Source organism: Neobacillus niacini (assembly GCF_023715785.1).
GTDB classification, from domain to species: domain Bacteria; phylum Bacillota; class Bacilli; order Bacillales; family Cytobacillaceae; genus Neobacillus; species Neobacillus niacini_E.
Genome location: NZ_JAMBOX010000002.1, coordinates 575,829 through 590,664 on the forward strand (window position 1 = coordinate 575,829; position 14,836 = coordinate 590,664).

The 14,836-nt window shown below is 45.6% G+C and carries 11 protein-coding genes; 1 reads left to right on the plus strand and 10 read right to left on the minus strand.

The annotated features are described in order from the left end of the window. The first annotated feature begins 76 nt into the window (after nt 1–76). Complete coding sequence (locus M3234_RS07420; RefSeq protein ID WP_262304083.1) at nt 77–1,807, plus strand: sigma-54-dependent Fis family transcriptional regulator; 1,731 nt, start codon at nt 77–79, stop codon at nt 1,805–1,807. Nucleotides 1,808–1,842: 35 nt separating this feature from the next. Here M3234_RS07420 and M3234_RS07425 read toward each other — a convergent pair whose 3' ends face one another. The 10 genes from M3234_RS07425 to M3234_RS07470 all read right to left on the minus strand — a co-directional run bounded on the left by M3234_RS07425 (nt 1,843) and on the right by M3234_RS07470 (nt 14,835). Continuing rightward, nucleotides 1,843–3,414 carry a class I adenylate-forming enzyme family protein gene (locus M3234_RS07425; RefSeq protein ID WP_262304084.1) on the minus strand — a complete coding sequence of 524 codons (1,572 nt, stop codon included), beginning with the start codon at nt 3,412–3,414 and terminating at the stop codon, nt 1,843–1,845. 14 nt (nt 3,415–3,428) lie between these two features. After that, nucleotides 3,429–4,985, minus strand: a complete 1,557-nt coding sequence (locus tag M3234_RS07430) for a class I adenylate-forming enzyme family protein (RefSeq protein ID WP_262304085.1) — start codon at nt 4,983–4,985, stop codon at nt 3,429–3,431. A gap of 293 nt (nt 4,986–5,278) precedes the next feature. Beyond that, nucleotides 5,279–6,022 (minus strand): SDR family NAD(P)-dependent oxidoreductase, encoded by a 744-nt coding sequence (locus M3234_RS07435; RefSeq protein WP_262304086.1) that lies wholly within the window; start codon nt 6,020–6,022, stop codon nt 5,279–5,281. 55 nt (nt 6,023–6,077) lie between these two features. Further along, nucleotides 6,078–7,058 carry an NADPH:quinone oxidoreductase family protein gene (locus tag M3234_RS07440; RefSeq protein WP_262304087.1) on the minus strand — a complete coding sequence of 327 codons (981 nt, stop codon included), beginning with the start codon at nt 7,056–7,058 and terminating at the stop codon, nt 6,078–6,080. A gap of 28 nt (nt 7,059–7,086) precedes the next feature. Continuing rightward, a complete protein-coding gene (locus tag M3234_RS07445; RefSeq protein ID WP_262304088.1) occupies nt 7,087–7,881 on the minus strand; it encodes an enoyl-CoA hydratase in 795 nt (264 codons plus the stop codon). Nucleotides 7,882–7,928: 47 nt separating this feature from the next. After that, nucleotides 7,929–9,491: an acyl-CoA carboxylase subunit beta gene (locus M3234_RS07450; RefSeq protein WP_262304089.1), complete on the minus strand. Its 1,563-nt coding sequence runs from the start codon at nt 9,489–9,491 to the stop codon at nt 7,929–7,931. Beyond that, entirely contained in the window at nt 9,488–11,164 is a 1,677-nt protein-coding gene (locus tag M3234_RS07455; RefSeq protein ID WP_262304090.1) for an AMP-binding protein, read from the minus strand. Before M3234_RS07455 ends, M3234_RS07450 begins: the two co-directional genes overlap by 4 nt. Nucleotides 11,165–11,280: 116 nt before the next feature. Then, entirely contained in the window at nt 11,281–12,837 is a 1,557-nt protein-coding gene (locus tag M3234_RS07460) for an acyl-CoA carboxylase subunit beta (RefSeq protein WP_262304091.1), read from the minus strand. A gap of 331 nt (nt 12,838–13,168) precedes the next feature. Then, a complete protein-coding gene (locus M3234_RS07465; protein ID WP_262304092.1) occupies nt 13,169–14,062 on the minus strand; it encodes an NAD(P)-dependent oxidoreductase in 894 nt (297 codons plus the stop codon). Continuing rightward, complete coding sequence (locus tag M3234_RS07470) at nt 14,059–14,835, minus strand: hydroxypyruvate isomerase family protein (protein ID WP_262304093.1); 777 nt, start codon at nt 14,833–14,835, stop codon at nt 14,059–14,061. The genes M3234_RS07465 and M3234_RS07470 overlap by 4 nt, the downstream gene beginning before the upstream one ends. Nucleotide 14,836 lies beyond the last annotated feature (1 nt).

Below are 14,836 nucleotides of genomic sequence, written 5' to 3' on the forward strand. Positions count from 1 at the left end.
TTGCTGGTTGTCAGATATGGAAAAGGTCGTTATAATGGTAATTGTGTAAATATTTCGAAAACTGAGGTGGAGTTATTTGAAGGTTCGAAATTTCACAACCGTTAATTTTGTCAATTTATCCGTCGACAGCACGATTCGCGATGCCATTCAAGCCTTTTTGGAAAACCGCGTCGACATCAGCTGCATCACGAATAACAAAAAGTTGGTAGGCATTTTACATAAATACTCAGTTTATCGGGCGCTGCTGCAAAATCAGCCACTCGAAGCTCCTATTAAGCCACTGATAAATGAAAGCGTTGTCACTATCGATAAGGACCAGTCGTTACTGGAAGCACGGGATATCATGATCAAAGGGAATGTCAGTCAGGCTATTGTTCTCGATAACCAGCAAGAGGTATATGGGATTATGTCAAAATCCGATTTGGTCAATTCCCACATGATGGCCTTGGAGGATGCCTTGAACAGGATGAAGCTATTGATGGAAAACCTGCAGGATGCGGTCATATCCGTCGATGACCATTTGCGAATAACGACCTTTAATCAAACAGCACTAGACCTCCTCCAATTAAATGGCAAGCAATTATTATCGGCACCAATTGACCGATTTCTTCCCCCATTCAGACGATGGTTGATTGAAACGATGAATACCGGAGAAATTCAGGAACTGAAACGGATTCATTTTAACCAATTAACCGTGATTGCCACATTTATCCCGATTAAGGTGCAGGATAAAATGACAGGCGCGATGGTTGTCCTTCGTGATATTAATGAATATCGCGGCGAACTGTTCCGGATAGCCAAAGATGAAAAACCGTTTGCCACTGTCGTATCGATTAATGAACGGATGGAAGTCTTCAAGCATGAGGCTGCGATTGCCGCCAAATCTTTATCCAATGTGTTGATTACCGGAGAAAGCGGAACCGGAAAAGAACTGATTGCCGAAGGAATCCATCAATTATCGGAGCGAAAAGGCGCTTTTATAAAAATTAACTGCGGTGCCATCCCGGAAGAACTGTTGGAATCGGAATTTTTCGGCTATGCTGACGGCGCTTTTACCGGCGCGAAAAAGGGCGGAAAACCTGGCAAATTCGAGTTGGCCGACAATGGCACCTTATTCCTTGACGAAATTGGCGACATGCCCCTGACGCTGCAAGTGAAGCTATTAAGAGTCCTGCAAGACCAGGAATTTGAAAGAATCGGGGCAACAAAAACAACAAAGGTCAATGTCCGCATGGTCGCCGCAACCAATAAGGACCTTGCGGAACTTGTCCGCAATGGGGAATTCCGTGAAGATTTATACTACCGAATTCATGTCATCCACCTGCATATACCGCCGTTACGGGAGCGTTTGGACGATATTCCGCTTTTGTGCAGCCATTTCATCCATAAATTTAACAAGAAAACAAATAAAAAAATAACCGGCGTGTCCCAGGATGTATTGAACTGGCTTCAACAATACCATTGGCCGGGCAATATCAGACAGCTCGAGAATGTCTTGGAGCGAGCCTTTCACTATAGTCCATCCAATTGGATTGACATGGAACATCTGCCTAGCTCACTGACACTGCTTCATTCACCTGAACCAATGCCCACACCACCGAAAGGATTTGAACAGAATCCAATATTAAACCGCAGAAACTCCATCAATCAGACCGAAAAACAACTCATTCTTCAGGCATTAATCAAAAGTAAAGGGAACCGGACAAAAGCCGCGGAAATTCTCGGAATCAGCCGCACCTCGCTTTATCAAAAAATGAAAAAATATGAGATTAAAGAGGAATTCGAATTAAAATTTACCTCTACATGACAAAAAAGAACCAGCCTTTTGGCTGGTTCTTTTGATTACTTTTGAAGCTGTGCCAGGTATTGCTGCTTGAGGACTGATTTTTGAATTTTTCCGGCAGGAGTCTGCGGCAGCTCCGTGACAAAGACAATTTGTTTTGGAACCTTGTAATCCGCCAAATGCTGATGACAGTAGGAAATCACATCTTCCTCCGTCATCGCCGCACCTTCCCTTAAAATAATGTAATAGCGACCGACTTCGCCAAAGAACGGATGCGGAACCCCAATTCCCGCTGTATAGGCCACTTTGGGGTGTATCGACAGAACGTTTTCCACCTCAACTGGGTAAACGTTATAGCCTCCTTGGATGTACATTTCCTTTTTTCTGCCCTTATAATAGACATATCCATTGTGATCGAGATAGGCGATGTCTCCGGTGAATAGCCAGCCATCGTCATTAAACGTTAGTTTCGTTTCCTCCTCCAGCCCTAAATACCCTTTTGCCCTGCACAACCCTTTAACTGCCAATTCTCCGATTTCACCAATCGGCAGCTCGTTCTGTTCCATGTCAACGACCTTAACCTTGAAATCCCCGATCGCCACTCCGATGCTTTCCTGCACTTTTTCAATCGGATCTGTCAGTTTAGACAGAATACAGGCGCCGGATGATTCACTTAATCCATAAAGGTTTATAATCGCGGCATCGGGAATATGGTTACCAATCAGTTCACACAGCTCGGGCTCGACATTGGAGCCGCCGACGATGCAGATTTTAAGCGAGCTTAAATCATAATTCCGTCTATTTTTATGCCCTAGCAACATCAGGTACATGGTTGGCACCCCGCCAAAAATTGTTGGCTTTGTCTCATCAATGATTTGCAACACCTTTTCCGGAATAAATTCAGGGACTAACACGATACTTCCGTGGCTGTATAGCAGGGCATGAACAGCACAAGTAATCCCGCCAACGTGATTTAGCGGCAGACTTCCCACCGTACAGTCATTCTCACCCACCTCCAAATGTTCAGCCTGTGCCTTGGCCGACTCGAGAATGCTGCGATTGGTAATCATCGTCCCTTTCGGCTTGCCAGTCGTTCCAGAGGTGTAGATAATAATGACGGTATCGTCCTCTCTGACAGCTTGTTTGGAATCGTTTAGTTTTGCAAAGTCAACAGGACCTTGCAGTAAACTCTCAAAAGATAAACTTCTTGGGAATCCGGCGCCGATGAAAATATAGCTTTCCACAGTCGGCAGCTTTTCCTGGAACCCTACGAAAAATTGAGCAAAATCAAAGCCTTGATAGCTGGAGATCGAGACAATCCCCTTCGCCTTTGAATTGTTGATCATATAATCCAATTCACTCTCGCGGTAGCGAGCATTCAACGCGACAACACCGACACCGATTTTCGATGCCGCAAAATACGTGTACAGCCATTCCAATTGATTCAGCGCCAAAATCGCCAGCGTATCCCCCTTGGCAAAACCCTGTCTGAGAAGGCCAAATGCAAGAACATCTGTTATTTCATCCAGCTCCTTAAAGGTGACACTTTTTCCTTCACAGAGTAAAAATGGCTTGTCTGGATGCTTGGCAGCGGCCTGGGCCAATACGTTATGAACAATCCATTCCTGCAAACCTAACACCTGCCTTAAACCGGATTATTGGAATAAAGGTTTTGGTAATTTTTTCGCAGCACATGCTTTTGAATTTTTCCGGTGGTGGTCGTTGGAAGCTCTTGGACCATCACCACTTCCTTTGGCACCTGGAATCTTCCGAGATGTTGTTTGCAGTATGCAATGATTTCCTCCTTGGTCGCTTCCTCTCCCGGCTTTAACAGGACGAACGCGGTGACGGCTTCAATCCAGCGTTCATGCGGCAGCCCGACACAAACGGCGTTTAAAATTTTGGGATAGGATAGCAGGACCTGTTCCACCTGAATCGAGGCGACATTTTCCCCGCCGGTTTTGATCATGTCTTTTTTTCGGTCAACAAACACCAGCAAGCCATCATCGTCAATGTAGCCCAAATCACCGGTATGGTGCCAGCCAAACTGTCTGGCCCGCTTTGTCTCTTCTGGATTATTTAGGTATCCTGCCATCACATTTGGACCACGGTGCACGATTTCCCCGACTTCATTTTTTCCAAGCAGATTGCCGTTGTCATCCATAATCGCCATATCGGTGATTAAGGACGGCGTTCCCCAATAGGGCCCTGACTTGCGCAACTGGTCCTCCGGCCTGAACACACATGTCGCCGGATAAACTTCGGTCTGCCCGGAGCCTAGGCCAAAATGGCAGCCGAGTTCATTAATGCCTTTTTCCAACGTGTTCTTGTCCATTGGCGCCATCGCATATAAACAGTACCTCAGGCTGGATAAGTCATAATTTTTAAAGGAAGGATGATAGAGAAACGCCCGGTACATGATCGGCAGGCCAAACATCCAGGTAATCTTTTCTTTTTCTACCGTCTTCATAAAAGCTTCCGGTTCAAAACCGGGGATAATGACAAGTGTCGCGCCAAGATGGAAGAAGGAAGTGACAAGTGTGTGCTGGGCACAGTGGAACACGGGCATTATTAAGGTCGCAATGTCATTTCTGGCCATCCCGGCCTCAATAATATTGGCCAGACTGGCGATGAATACGGCTTGGTGATTAATCAGGACGCCCTTCGGTGTACCGGTCGTGCCACTCGTGAACATGATCTGGGCAATGTCCCGGTCAGCGACATCCACTTCCGGTTCATCAGTCTGGCGCCCTAACAGGGTATTTTCGAATTTTTCCGCTTCGGACGCACCAGAGCCAATAATCAGCAATTCAGGACAAATACTCGAGAACTCTTCTTTTTTCCCTTGTAAAAAAATTTCATCGCACAGGAGAACCTTTGCTTGGACCTCCGATAAAATGTAAGCCTTTTCATTGAACGACACACCAGGATTAATCGGAACCCAGATGAGACCGGCTTTGGCGATGCCGAAAATGGCGGTCAGAAATTGCCATGAATTTCCGCAGATGGTGGCCACTGCATCCCCTTTTTGAAGACCAAGGTCCAACAAGTAATGGGCAAAGCGGTTGCAATCCTCGTTAAACTCTTTAAAACTAATTCGTTTGTCTTCGGCGACAATTGCGGTTTTGTCCGGAAGCTTCCACGCCGTCCTCCGAATAATATCGCCAATGGCAACACGATTTAAGGCTGAAATTTCGTTCACTCCGTCAATTCCTCCTTTAGAAATCAGTGGCTCAGGCCAGAATGAGGTGTTTGTTCATCCGGTTCTGAACTCTGCCCTATTGGATGCAAGATTTATACCAACCTTGATGTTTGTGATTGACTTGTTCTGGAAAAACAATGTGGAGTTCTTTGTACAGTACAGTTGTTAATAAATGGTGACAACTGTGTGGAATTATGAACACGGGGATAGTAGGTAAAAAAAATAAGAGGAAAGATTAATACGGGCACGTAGTTCAATACTACGTGCCCTCTGGAAAAAAACATTAACTAGATTTATAGATTCAAAGTGCCACCATCTATGACAATCGTTTCTCCCGTAATAAATGACGACTCATCGGACCCAAGGAATAACACCAAATTGGCGATTTCCTCTGGATGGCCAATGCGGTTCAAGGCATTGGCAGTAGATAGTACCGGCCACTTTTTTGTTTTCTTCCAATCACTTACCATATCCGTATCGATGATTCCGGGGGCAATTGCATTTACACGGATATTCTTCTTGCCAAACTCTGTTGCCGCAGTTTTCGTAATTGCGATGACACTGCTTTTTGATGCCGAATATGCGGCAACTAGCTTTTGCCCTTTGATGCCGGCAATGCTCGCCGTATTGATAATCGATCCGCCCGAGGTCATCTCCGGAATTGCATATTTCAACCCTAGAAAAACTCCCGTAATATTGACGTCAAACACCTGCTGCCATTCTTCTACCGAAACATCAGGGATTTTTTTCTCGCCACTTTTCACGCCGGCATTATTAAATAAAATGTCTAACTTACCAAAGGTGTCGATTGTTTTTTGAACCATATTCTGGACATCGTCGGGCATCGACATATCGGTCCGGATAAACTCGGCTTCTGCCCCCATCTCCCTGACGATATTGACAGTTTGGATACCGTTTTCTTCGCTAAAATCAGCAATGGTTAAACGGGCTCCCTCCTGAGCAAATCTAACAGCGGTCGCACGTCCGATTCCCCCGCCGCCACCTGTGATGATGGCCACTTTATCTTTTAAACGCATCTCTTTCACCCTTTCATAAATAAAAATTATGCTTTCTTTTCTTACTAATTTGAACCTAAGGCAAAGCCACTAACTTACCATAGGTTTGTCTATCAGCCAGTACTTCCAAAGCAAAAGGCACATCTTTAAAATCATATTCTTGATAAATTAATGGTTTGATTAAGCCTTCCTCATAGAGCCTCATCAAGTCCTCGTGAATTTCGACCACTTTGTCTGGATGCAGTCTGCGGAAAAGGCCCCAGTGCACCCCGACAATGGAGTAGTTTTTAATAAGTGCATGGTTCGCGGGAGCTTCCGGAATGCGACCGCCGGCAAAACCAATGACCAAAAGGCGTCCATCAAAAGCGATACATTTGCGTGAACGGTCAAACACATCACCGCCGACTGGATCATAGATGACATCGGCACCGCGCCCGCCAGTTTCCTTCTTTACGATATCGACAAAATCTTCAGTCAGGTAGTCAACCGCAACATCTGCACCAAGTTCCTTCAATAATTTCACCTTTTCCGGTCCGCCGGCGGTAGCAATTATTTTAGCGCCCCTTGCCTTCCCCAGCTGAATCGCCGCTGAACCGACTCCGCCGGCTCCAGCATGAACCAACAGCACCTCGCCTTTTTGCAGGTTAGCCCGGTGATATAACGCATAATAAGAAGTTTGATAGGTTATAAACATCGATGCTGCCTCGCTAGGAGACATGGCATCGGAAATCACATATGCATGATCTTCTGGCACACTGACCCATTCCGAATATCCGCCATTCGGGAGCGGCGGGGTGGCGACAACACGCTGTCCAACCTTAAATTTGCTTGCTGCTCCCACTGCACGAATAACTCCGGATACCTCTGCACCTGGTGTAAACGGTGTTGGCGGTTTCTCCTGATACTTTCCCTGACATAGCAAAATATCAAAAAAGTTAAGCGAGGAAGCTTCCACTTGAATTAATAGTTTTCCTTCTTCAACGGCTGGCATCGATAGCTCCTGCAGTTCTAATACATCTTTGGGGTCACCTAATTGGTTCACAATCCAACTCTTCATAAAAACATCCTCCTCTAACAAAGTCTTTTTATTTATGCGCGAAAACAGGTTTTCTTTTTTCAATAAAAGCTGAAACGCCTTCTTTGACATCTTCTGTTAAAAATACTTCTTCAAATAGTTCGGCTTCTCTTTCTATTCCGGCGTGAAACTCCATATTTGTCCCTTCATCCACCGCTTTCTTGATTCGGGACAGTGCCTGAAGGGAATAGCCACTGATTTTCTTGGCCATCGCAAGGGCCTTTTCCATTCCCAGGCCTGTTGGTACTACCTTATTGACTAAGCCAAGCTTTTCGGCTTCCTGGGCGGAAATGGGATCTCCAATAAACATAAGTTCCTTAGCTTTCGCTTCACCAACGATTTTGGGGAGCCGCTGAGTACCTCCTCCCCCTGGAAACAGCCCCAGTTTAACTTCCGGCAAGCCAAGCTGGGCATGTTCCTCCGCAATTCGGATATCACAAGTAATAGCCAGTTCACAGCCGCCGCCGAGGGTAAGTCCGTTCAACACGGCAATAGTCGGCTTAGGGAGGAAATCAATTAGATTAAACACGGCATGCTGCTGCATAACATGATCCTTCATGCCTTTTTTGCCAATGGATTGAGGGAACTCCTTAATATCGGCCCCCGCCATAAATGCCCGGCTTCCGGCACCCGTTAAGATGGCCACAACAATTTCATTATCTCCGGCAATCGTTTCAAATACTGACTTTAATCCACTCATCACCTGACCGCTTAAAACATTTAGCGGTGGATTATCGATGGTTACTGTGGCAATGCCATTATTTTTTTCTAACCTCACCAATTGTTTTACATCCTGAATACTCATTGATCTCACTCCTTATTTATACTAACTGGTTGGTATTTAAGGGTGAATTAAAACCCTGTTGGCCAGTTCGCCAATCTGTGTTCGCTTATCGACCCGTTTTTCACACAGGCATATTCCAGTGTCCTGCACAGGAATCTTCGTGTTTCCCGTGGGTCAATCACATCATCGATGAGATGCTTGGCAGCTGCTTTATATGGTGAGCTGTCAAATGCCCATTTTTCTAGAAGTTCTTTACGCACTTCTTTTGCATTTTCGATCCCTTGCAGCTGGCGGCCATATACGACATTAATCCCTACTTCCGGTCCGGTAAAATTGATTTCTGCTGTCGGCCAGGCGACCACAAAATCGGCACCCATTGTCGGGCCGCACATATTTCCATATGCCGCCCCGACACTCTTGCGGACAACGACTGAGATTTTCGGAACGGTAGATTGAGCGAGCGCTTGGTTCCAAACCATAATTTTGGTAGGAATTTTCATTTTTTCTGCTTCATTGCTGATGCGGAATCCAGGTGTATCATGCAAAAAGACCATTGGAATATTGAATGAGTCACATAAACAGATAAAATCAGTCGCCTTTTCACATTCTTGCACACCGGCTGCCCCCGCGTATTTTATTGGCTGATTCGCAATGATTCCGACGGACCTGCCATTCAATCTGGCGAAAACCGTAAAGAGGGCCGGACCGTAAAGCGCCTTATATTCAAAAAACTGGCGGTCATCTACGATCTCCATGATGATTTTTTTCATATCATAGGCCCGGGTTGCTTTATTTGGTAAAATGTCAAGCACCCTGTCGACCCTGCGGTACGGATCATCATCTGTTTCCTGATATGGCGGTTCCTCAGTTGCATTTAACGGCATATAACTGAAAAATTCCTTCATCTGGGCAATGCAGTCCTCTTCTGTTTCACCAAAGGCATCAGCCTGACCGGTTTGATGGGCATGAACCTTCCAGCCGCCAAGCTCTTCGGTTGAAACCTGCTGCCCGGTTGCCATCTCAATCATTCTCGGGCCGGCAACCGCCATACAGGTCCCTTTAAGCTGTGTGACAAAATCGGATGAGACAGCCGTCCAGGTTGGACCGCCAAAGCTGTCTCCAAGAATACTTGTAATGGATGGAACCTGCCTGTGATGGGTTAGCATTTCGTTAGGAAAAAGCTTATCGCTAATACCGTCGGAACCCATGCCATCCGGCATTCTCAAGCCCCCGCCTTCATGGAGATAGAACATTGGCAGCCCACGTTTCAGCGCATATTGATGAATCGAAACGGCCTTACGCATATGTACCGCGCCTTCGGTACCGGCAAATACCGTTTTATCGCCAGCCTGAACCACAATTGGTCGTCCATCCACTTTGGCGAGGCCGACGATCAATCCGTCGCCGGCACTCTTATCTTCAGAACCAACCATATCTGAATGATTAAGCATGCCCATTTCCATAAAAGAATCTGGGTCCACCAGCAGATCAATTCTCTCCCTCGCCGTATAAAAACCGGCCTCATGCTGTCGCTTGATTTTTTCAGGCCCACCATTCAATTTGGCCCGTGCTTTCCTTTTTAATAAATCATCAACTGCTTCTTTCACGATGTCCCTTTCTTGATCAATCACTGTTTGACTTCCTTTCCTTGCGGCTCCTTAAGCAGCCTTCTTAGTACCTTCCCTGAGCTTGTTGCCGGAAGCTGGTCAATAAACTCTACAAATCTAGGATACTTGTAAGCTGCCATTTTTTCTTTCGCCCACTGAACCATTCCCTCTTCGGTGATGTTGCCAGCATAATCAGGTTTTAGAACAATGAAGGCCTTGACACTTTCGCCCCTGATCGGATCCGGTACGCCAATGACAGCGCTTTGCAGAATACCCGGATGTTCATTCAATAGCGCCTCTACATCCTCAGGGAACACACTATAACCGGAGCTCTTGATCATTTCTTTAATCCGGCCGTGGAAGTATAAATAGCCATCCTCATCGACACTGCCGATGTCGCCGGTGTGAACCCACCCGTCACGAAGCGTTTCAGCAGTGGCATCAGGTCTGTTTAGATAACCTTTAAAAACGCCTGGATTTTTAATGACAATTTCGCCTTTTTCACCTGGGCCGACGAGTTCCCCTGTTTCAAAATCCAAGATTTCAAGGTCAGTATCATAGGTTGGAATCCCGCAGCTGCCCCACTTTATGTTGTCAACCGGCATAAAGGTGTCGCATGTATGGGTTTCGCTAAGACCATAGGATGCTTCATGCATAATGCACCCCTTAGTCAGATCCTTCCATTTATTGGCCAGTTGTTCTGTAACAGGAATACCAAAACTGGTGGATGAATTTCTTTGTAATGAAGACAAGTCCCTATTTTCAATGCCTGGCAGATTCAAGATTGCCACATTCATTGGTGCGATACTGTACCAATTCGTAATCTTATATTTTTCTATCGCATCGACTGTTACAGCTGGATCAAACCGGGTTAACAGCACGCACTCGGCACCGGTATAAATTGGTATATTAACACCCATCACCATCCCGGCAATATGGCATAACGGGGCAATCGTCAAAAATCGTCCGTCCATGGCAAATTGGTTGGAATGAATCGTGGCAGCGGTTTTAAACAGAGCGCTGCCAAACGGCAGCATCGCTGCTTTCGGTCTTCCGGTTGTCCCTGAGGTAAACACCATTAGCCCGACATCATTCCATATGTCGATTTCGACATGGCTTGTGTACGGTTGGTTTTCCTGCAGCACCTGAACGAAATCATACGAATCCTGGAAAACCTGCTTTTCCAATTTTAATTCTGCAGGCAATGTTAATGCTGGTTCAGCCGGCAGATAATCTGCATAGTTCGTTGTCACTACAAACTCGACTGTTGGTGTTTTTGGTCGGGCTACGGCAACAAGTGGCTGCAACTCCTGTCCTGCTACGACCGCCTTAATCTCGGCCTCGTTGATTAAATACTCCAGCTCGGACTCTTTATACATGGGATTCAGTGGAACGACAATGCCGCCGATACGCTGGATTCCATAATGGGCAATCAGATATTGTGGGCAGTTTTGCATAAATAACGCAACGCGGTCCCCTTTTTTTACACCTTGAGCAATTAGGAATTGGGCAAATCGATCAACGGATTCATCGAGCACTCGCCAGGATAACTGCCGACCGTAAAACGAATATGCCGTGTTATTTGGAGTGTCAGCTGCATTTTGTTTGAGGTATTCATGCAGCGGCCGTTCACCTAAGCGATAGGTTAATGTTTTGGAAAGGTTTTTTGGCCAGCTTTTTTGTAAAAGTTCTTTCATACTCATTCCTCCCTATTCATCGGCAGTTTAATTTGAAGATTACTCAACTTCGGACATTTCCATCCTTTTCATCAACTGTTTTGTCCGAAGATACACTACGCTTCGGCCATTACGTTCTATGGCCGCATCTCGTGACTGGACGGGCCGAGCATTTTCGGAAGAAGGGCGTAGGCATCCTTCACCCAATCACATAAAAGTGGTCTGGTATCTCGCGGATCAATAATTTCTTCAATGCCAAACGCTTCAGCGGTTCTTATCGGCGAACGGACTGATTCCATGCGATCCAACAGTTCTTTTAATAATTCTTCAGGACTGTCACTAGCCTCAAGCTCACGGCGATAAGCTACCTGAACCCCGCCCTCAACCGGTAGCGAGCCCCAGTCGCCTGACGGCCAGGCATAACGAAGGTTTAATCCGTGGCCATTGGACATTCCGGCACCGCCCACACCGAATACTCTACGCATGATAATTTCAATCATTGGAACTTTTGCTTGGTAAATGGCCGCAATTGCACGTACTCCTTTGCGGATCGTTCCTTTCATTTCATTTGGCAATCCAATGACCATACCAGGCTGGTCGACCATATTTACAATCGGCAAATGAAATGTTTGACATAAATCTACAAAACGTTCTATTTTTTCCGAACTCTCAGCTGTCAGCCCACCGCCATTAACATAAGGGTCTGAGGCCAGTACCCCGACAGGATGTCCGTCTAGCCGTGCAAAACAGGTAAGTGTGCCACCGCCATAATATCGTCCCATCTCAAAGATAGAGCCATCATCGAATATCATTGGTAGAACCTCACGAATTTTATATGGAGTCCTGCGATTTCTAAGGATAACCGAGATTAAACGATCGTCTATTCGGTTTGGATCATCCGTTCCTGTTTCTACAGGCGGCAGCTGCCAGACACTTGAAGGCAAGTACGATAAGAAACGTCGTGCCTGCTCAAAGGCATGTTCTTCTGAGCGGGCAATATTATCTATGGCACCACTTGACCGATGGACCTGAATGCCGCCAAGTTCTTCTTTCGTCAAGACCTGTCCCATTCCATATTTAACAACAGGCGGGCCTGCAACGAATAATTGAGCGGTTTTCTCTACCATTACGGAAAAATGTGATGCTGCAACCCTGGCTGCACCGAGTCCCGCAACTGAACCCAAACATAAAGAAACGACCGGAATCCTTCCCATATTGGCAACGACCAAATCCCAGGCAGGATTAATCGGTATATATGTATGGCCATCTGTATCGAGGAATTTCACACTGCCCCCGCCGCCGGTACCATCAACAAGCCGGATGATTGGGAGCTGAAGGTCATGAGCCAACCTTTCTGCATATACCTGCTTCCTAATGATTGCGCCGTCCGCCGCACCCCCGCGGACCGTAAAGTCATCTCCCCCGACAACTACTTTTCGTCCATTAATCCTTCCTGTTCCGACAATAAAGTTTGCTGGTGTAAATTCAACTAATTGACCATCGGCATCATACTTCGATTTCCCGGCAATAGCACCTAATTCATGAAAGCTATCTTCGTCCAGCAAACTGGATATCCGCTCTCTAACAGTTAGCTTGCCTTGTGATTTGTGCTTGGCGACCCGTTCTTCACCGCCCATTTGATACGCCAATTTTTCACGGCGCCGAAGTTCGTTAATTTCTGGTTCCCATGTCAACTCATCGTCCTCCTTTCGAAGACTATTCATTATGATTGAGATTTTTGGTTTATGTTTGATGACAAATAAATAATCTTGGTGTGGAAGGGATTGAATGAAACAAACCGTAGAAGAGTGAAGTGAAACCGTTTTCAAACAACTGAACAAAAGATACTGAACGGTCAGTATATATTACTTATTTTAGTCAAGCTACAGATGTTTGTAAAGGTTACTTTTAGAATTAACCAAATATTTCTACTATAAATGTGGTATTAATATGATTACCAGACTTATTCATATTGTCATTAAAACGCCGGAACCATCATCATAGTCCCGGCATCGTTTTAAATCGTCATCTTTTTTTTCTAACTAAAACCCCGCATTGCTCTTCCATTGGCTGGATCACTGCAGACATATCCGAATCACTTAGGCCATTCTCGGTCGCAACAGAAAATGCCTGTTCTGCCAATTGTCCGGTGAAGTTGTTCATCCCGGCCTCTTGCAAAAGCTGATTGGCCAAACGGACATCCTTCAAAACATATTTCACCGCACCGCCGGGTTGGAAATTCCGATCAAGCACGTATTGTTCCATATGCCGACGCAAAATTCGGCTGTCTCCATAGCTGACTTTTAAAATATTGTATAACTGTTCGGAATCAAGTCCAAATGCAGCTCCAGTAACCATCGCTTCTGAAACGGCAAGCGAATGAACCGCGACAAGATATTGATTGATCAGCTTAGCAATGCTTCCTGATCCGGAAGAACCAAGGTATTCAACTGTACCGCCTAGAACCCTTAATAAAGGAGAAATTTTTTCGAAAATCTCCCGCTCACCGCCGACCATAATCGTTAAAGTCCCGGCTTCCGCCCCTTCTGGCCCGCCGCTTACAGGAGCATCAAGGTAAGCAATGTCTCTGTCAGCCGTTTTTTCAAAAAGGATTTTGCTTGTATTCGCTCCAACCGTTGTCAAATCGATACAGACGGTCCCTGGGCGGGCGTTCTCAATAATACCGTTAATGCCACCATATACCTCTAAAACATCCTCTGGCATGGATAAACAAGTACAAATGATGTCACAGTTCCTTGCCAATGAAGAAATTGATTCTTCAACATTTGCACCTTGCTCTACAAGCGCTCTAACTTTCTCTTTGGTCCGATTATAGACATGCACATCATATCCATGTTCAAGCAGCCGTTTTGCCATTCTTGAACCCATGACACCTGTTCCGATAAATCCAATGATCATTTTATTTTCCATCCTTCCAGCCAATCGAAACTGGCTTCACTTTTTCCGCTCGGCGTATATTCGACGCCAATGTAGCCTTCATAGATATCATTTAAATAATGGAATATTTCTTTGTAATTCATTTCTCCTGTCCCTGGCTGATGACGGCCCGGAACATCTGCTATTTGGACATGCCCGATGGTGTCAGCATATTGTTGAAATAGGCTCAGCGGATTTCCATGTATGCGCTCCATATGATAAAAATCAAACTGAAGCTTCACATTTGGCAAGTCCACCACATCCAGTATCTCTTTTGCCTGATGAATATCATGTAAAAAATAACCCGGCATATCGTATGGATTGAGCGGTTCAATTAATAGCGTGATCCCGTGTTTTGCCATTTCGGTTCCGGCAAAATGAAGATTTTTCAAATAAACAGCGCGAGCTATTCTATGATCTCCGTTTGATATAATACCAGCCATGCAGTGAATCTTTGATACGTTTAATGCCACTGCATACTCTATTCCAGTTTGGACCGATTGTTTAAATTCGTTCACGCGATACGGGTCAGCAGCCAAACCTCGATCACCTTTTACCCAATTCCCCGGAGGCAAGTTTATTAGTTCCAGTGATAACAGATTATGTAAAAGTTCCCGCTGAATCTCTGCTATGGTATGATTATAGGGGAATTGACACTCCACATAAGAAAATCCACAATCCCGCGCTTTCTTGAACCGCTCCAAAAAGTGAACTTCAGTGAAAATAGTTGAAAGATTCACAGCAAATTTATTCATG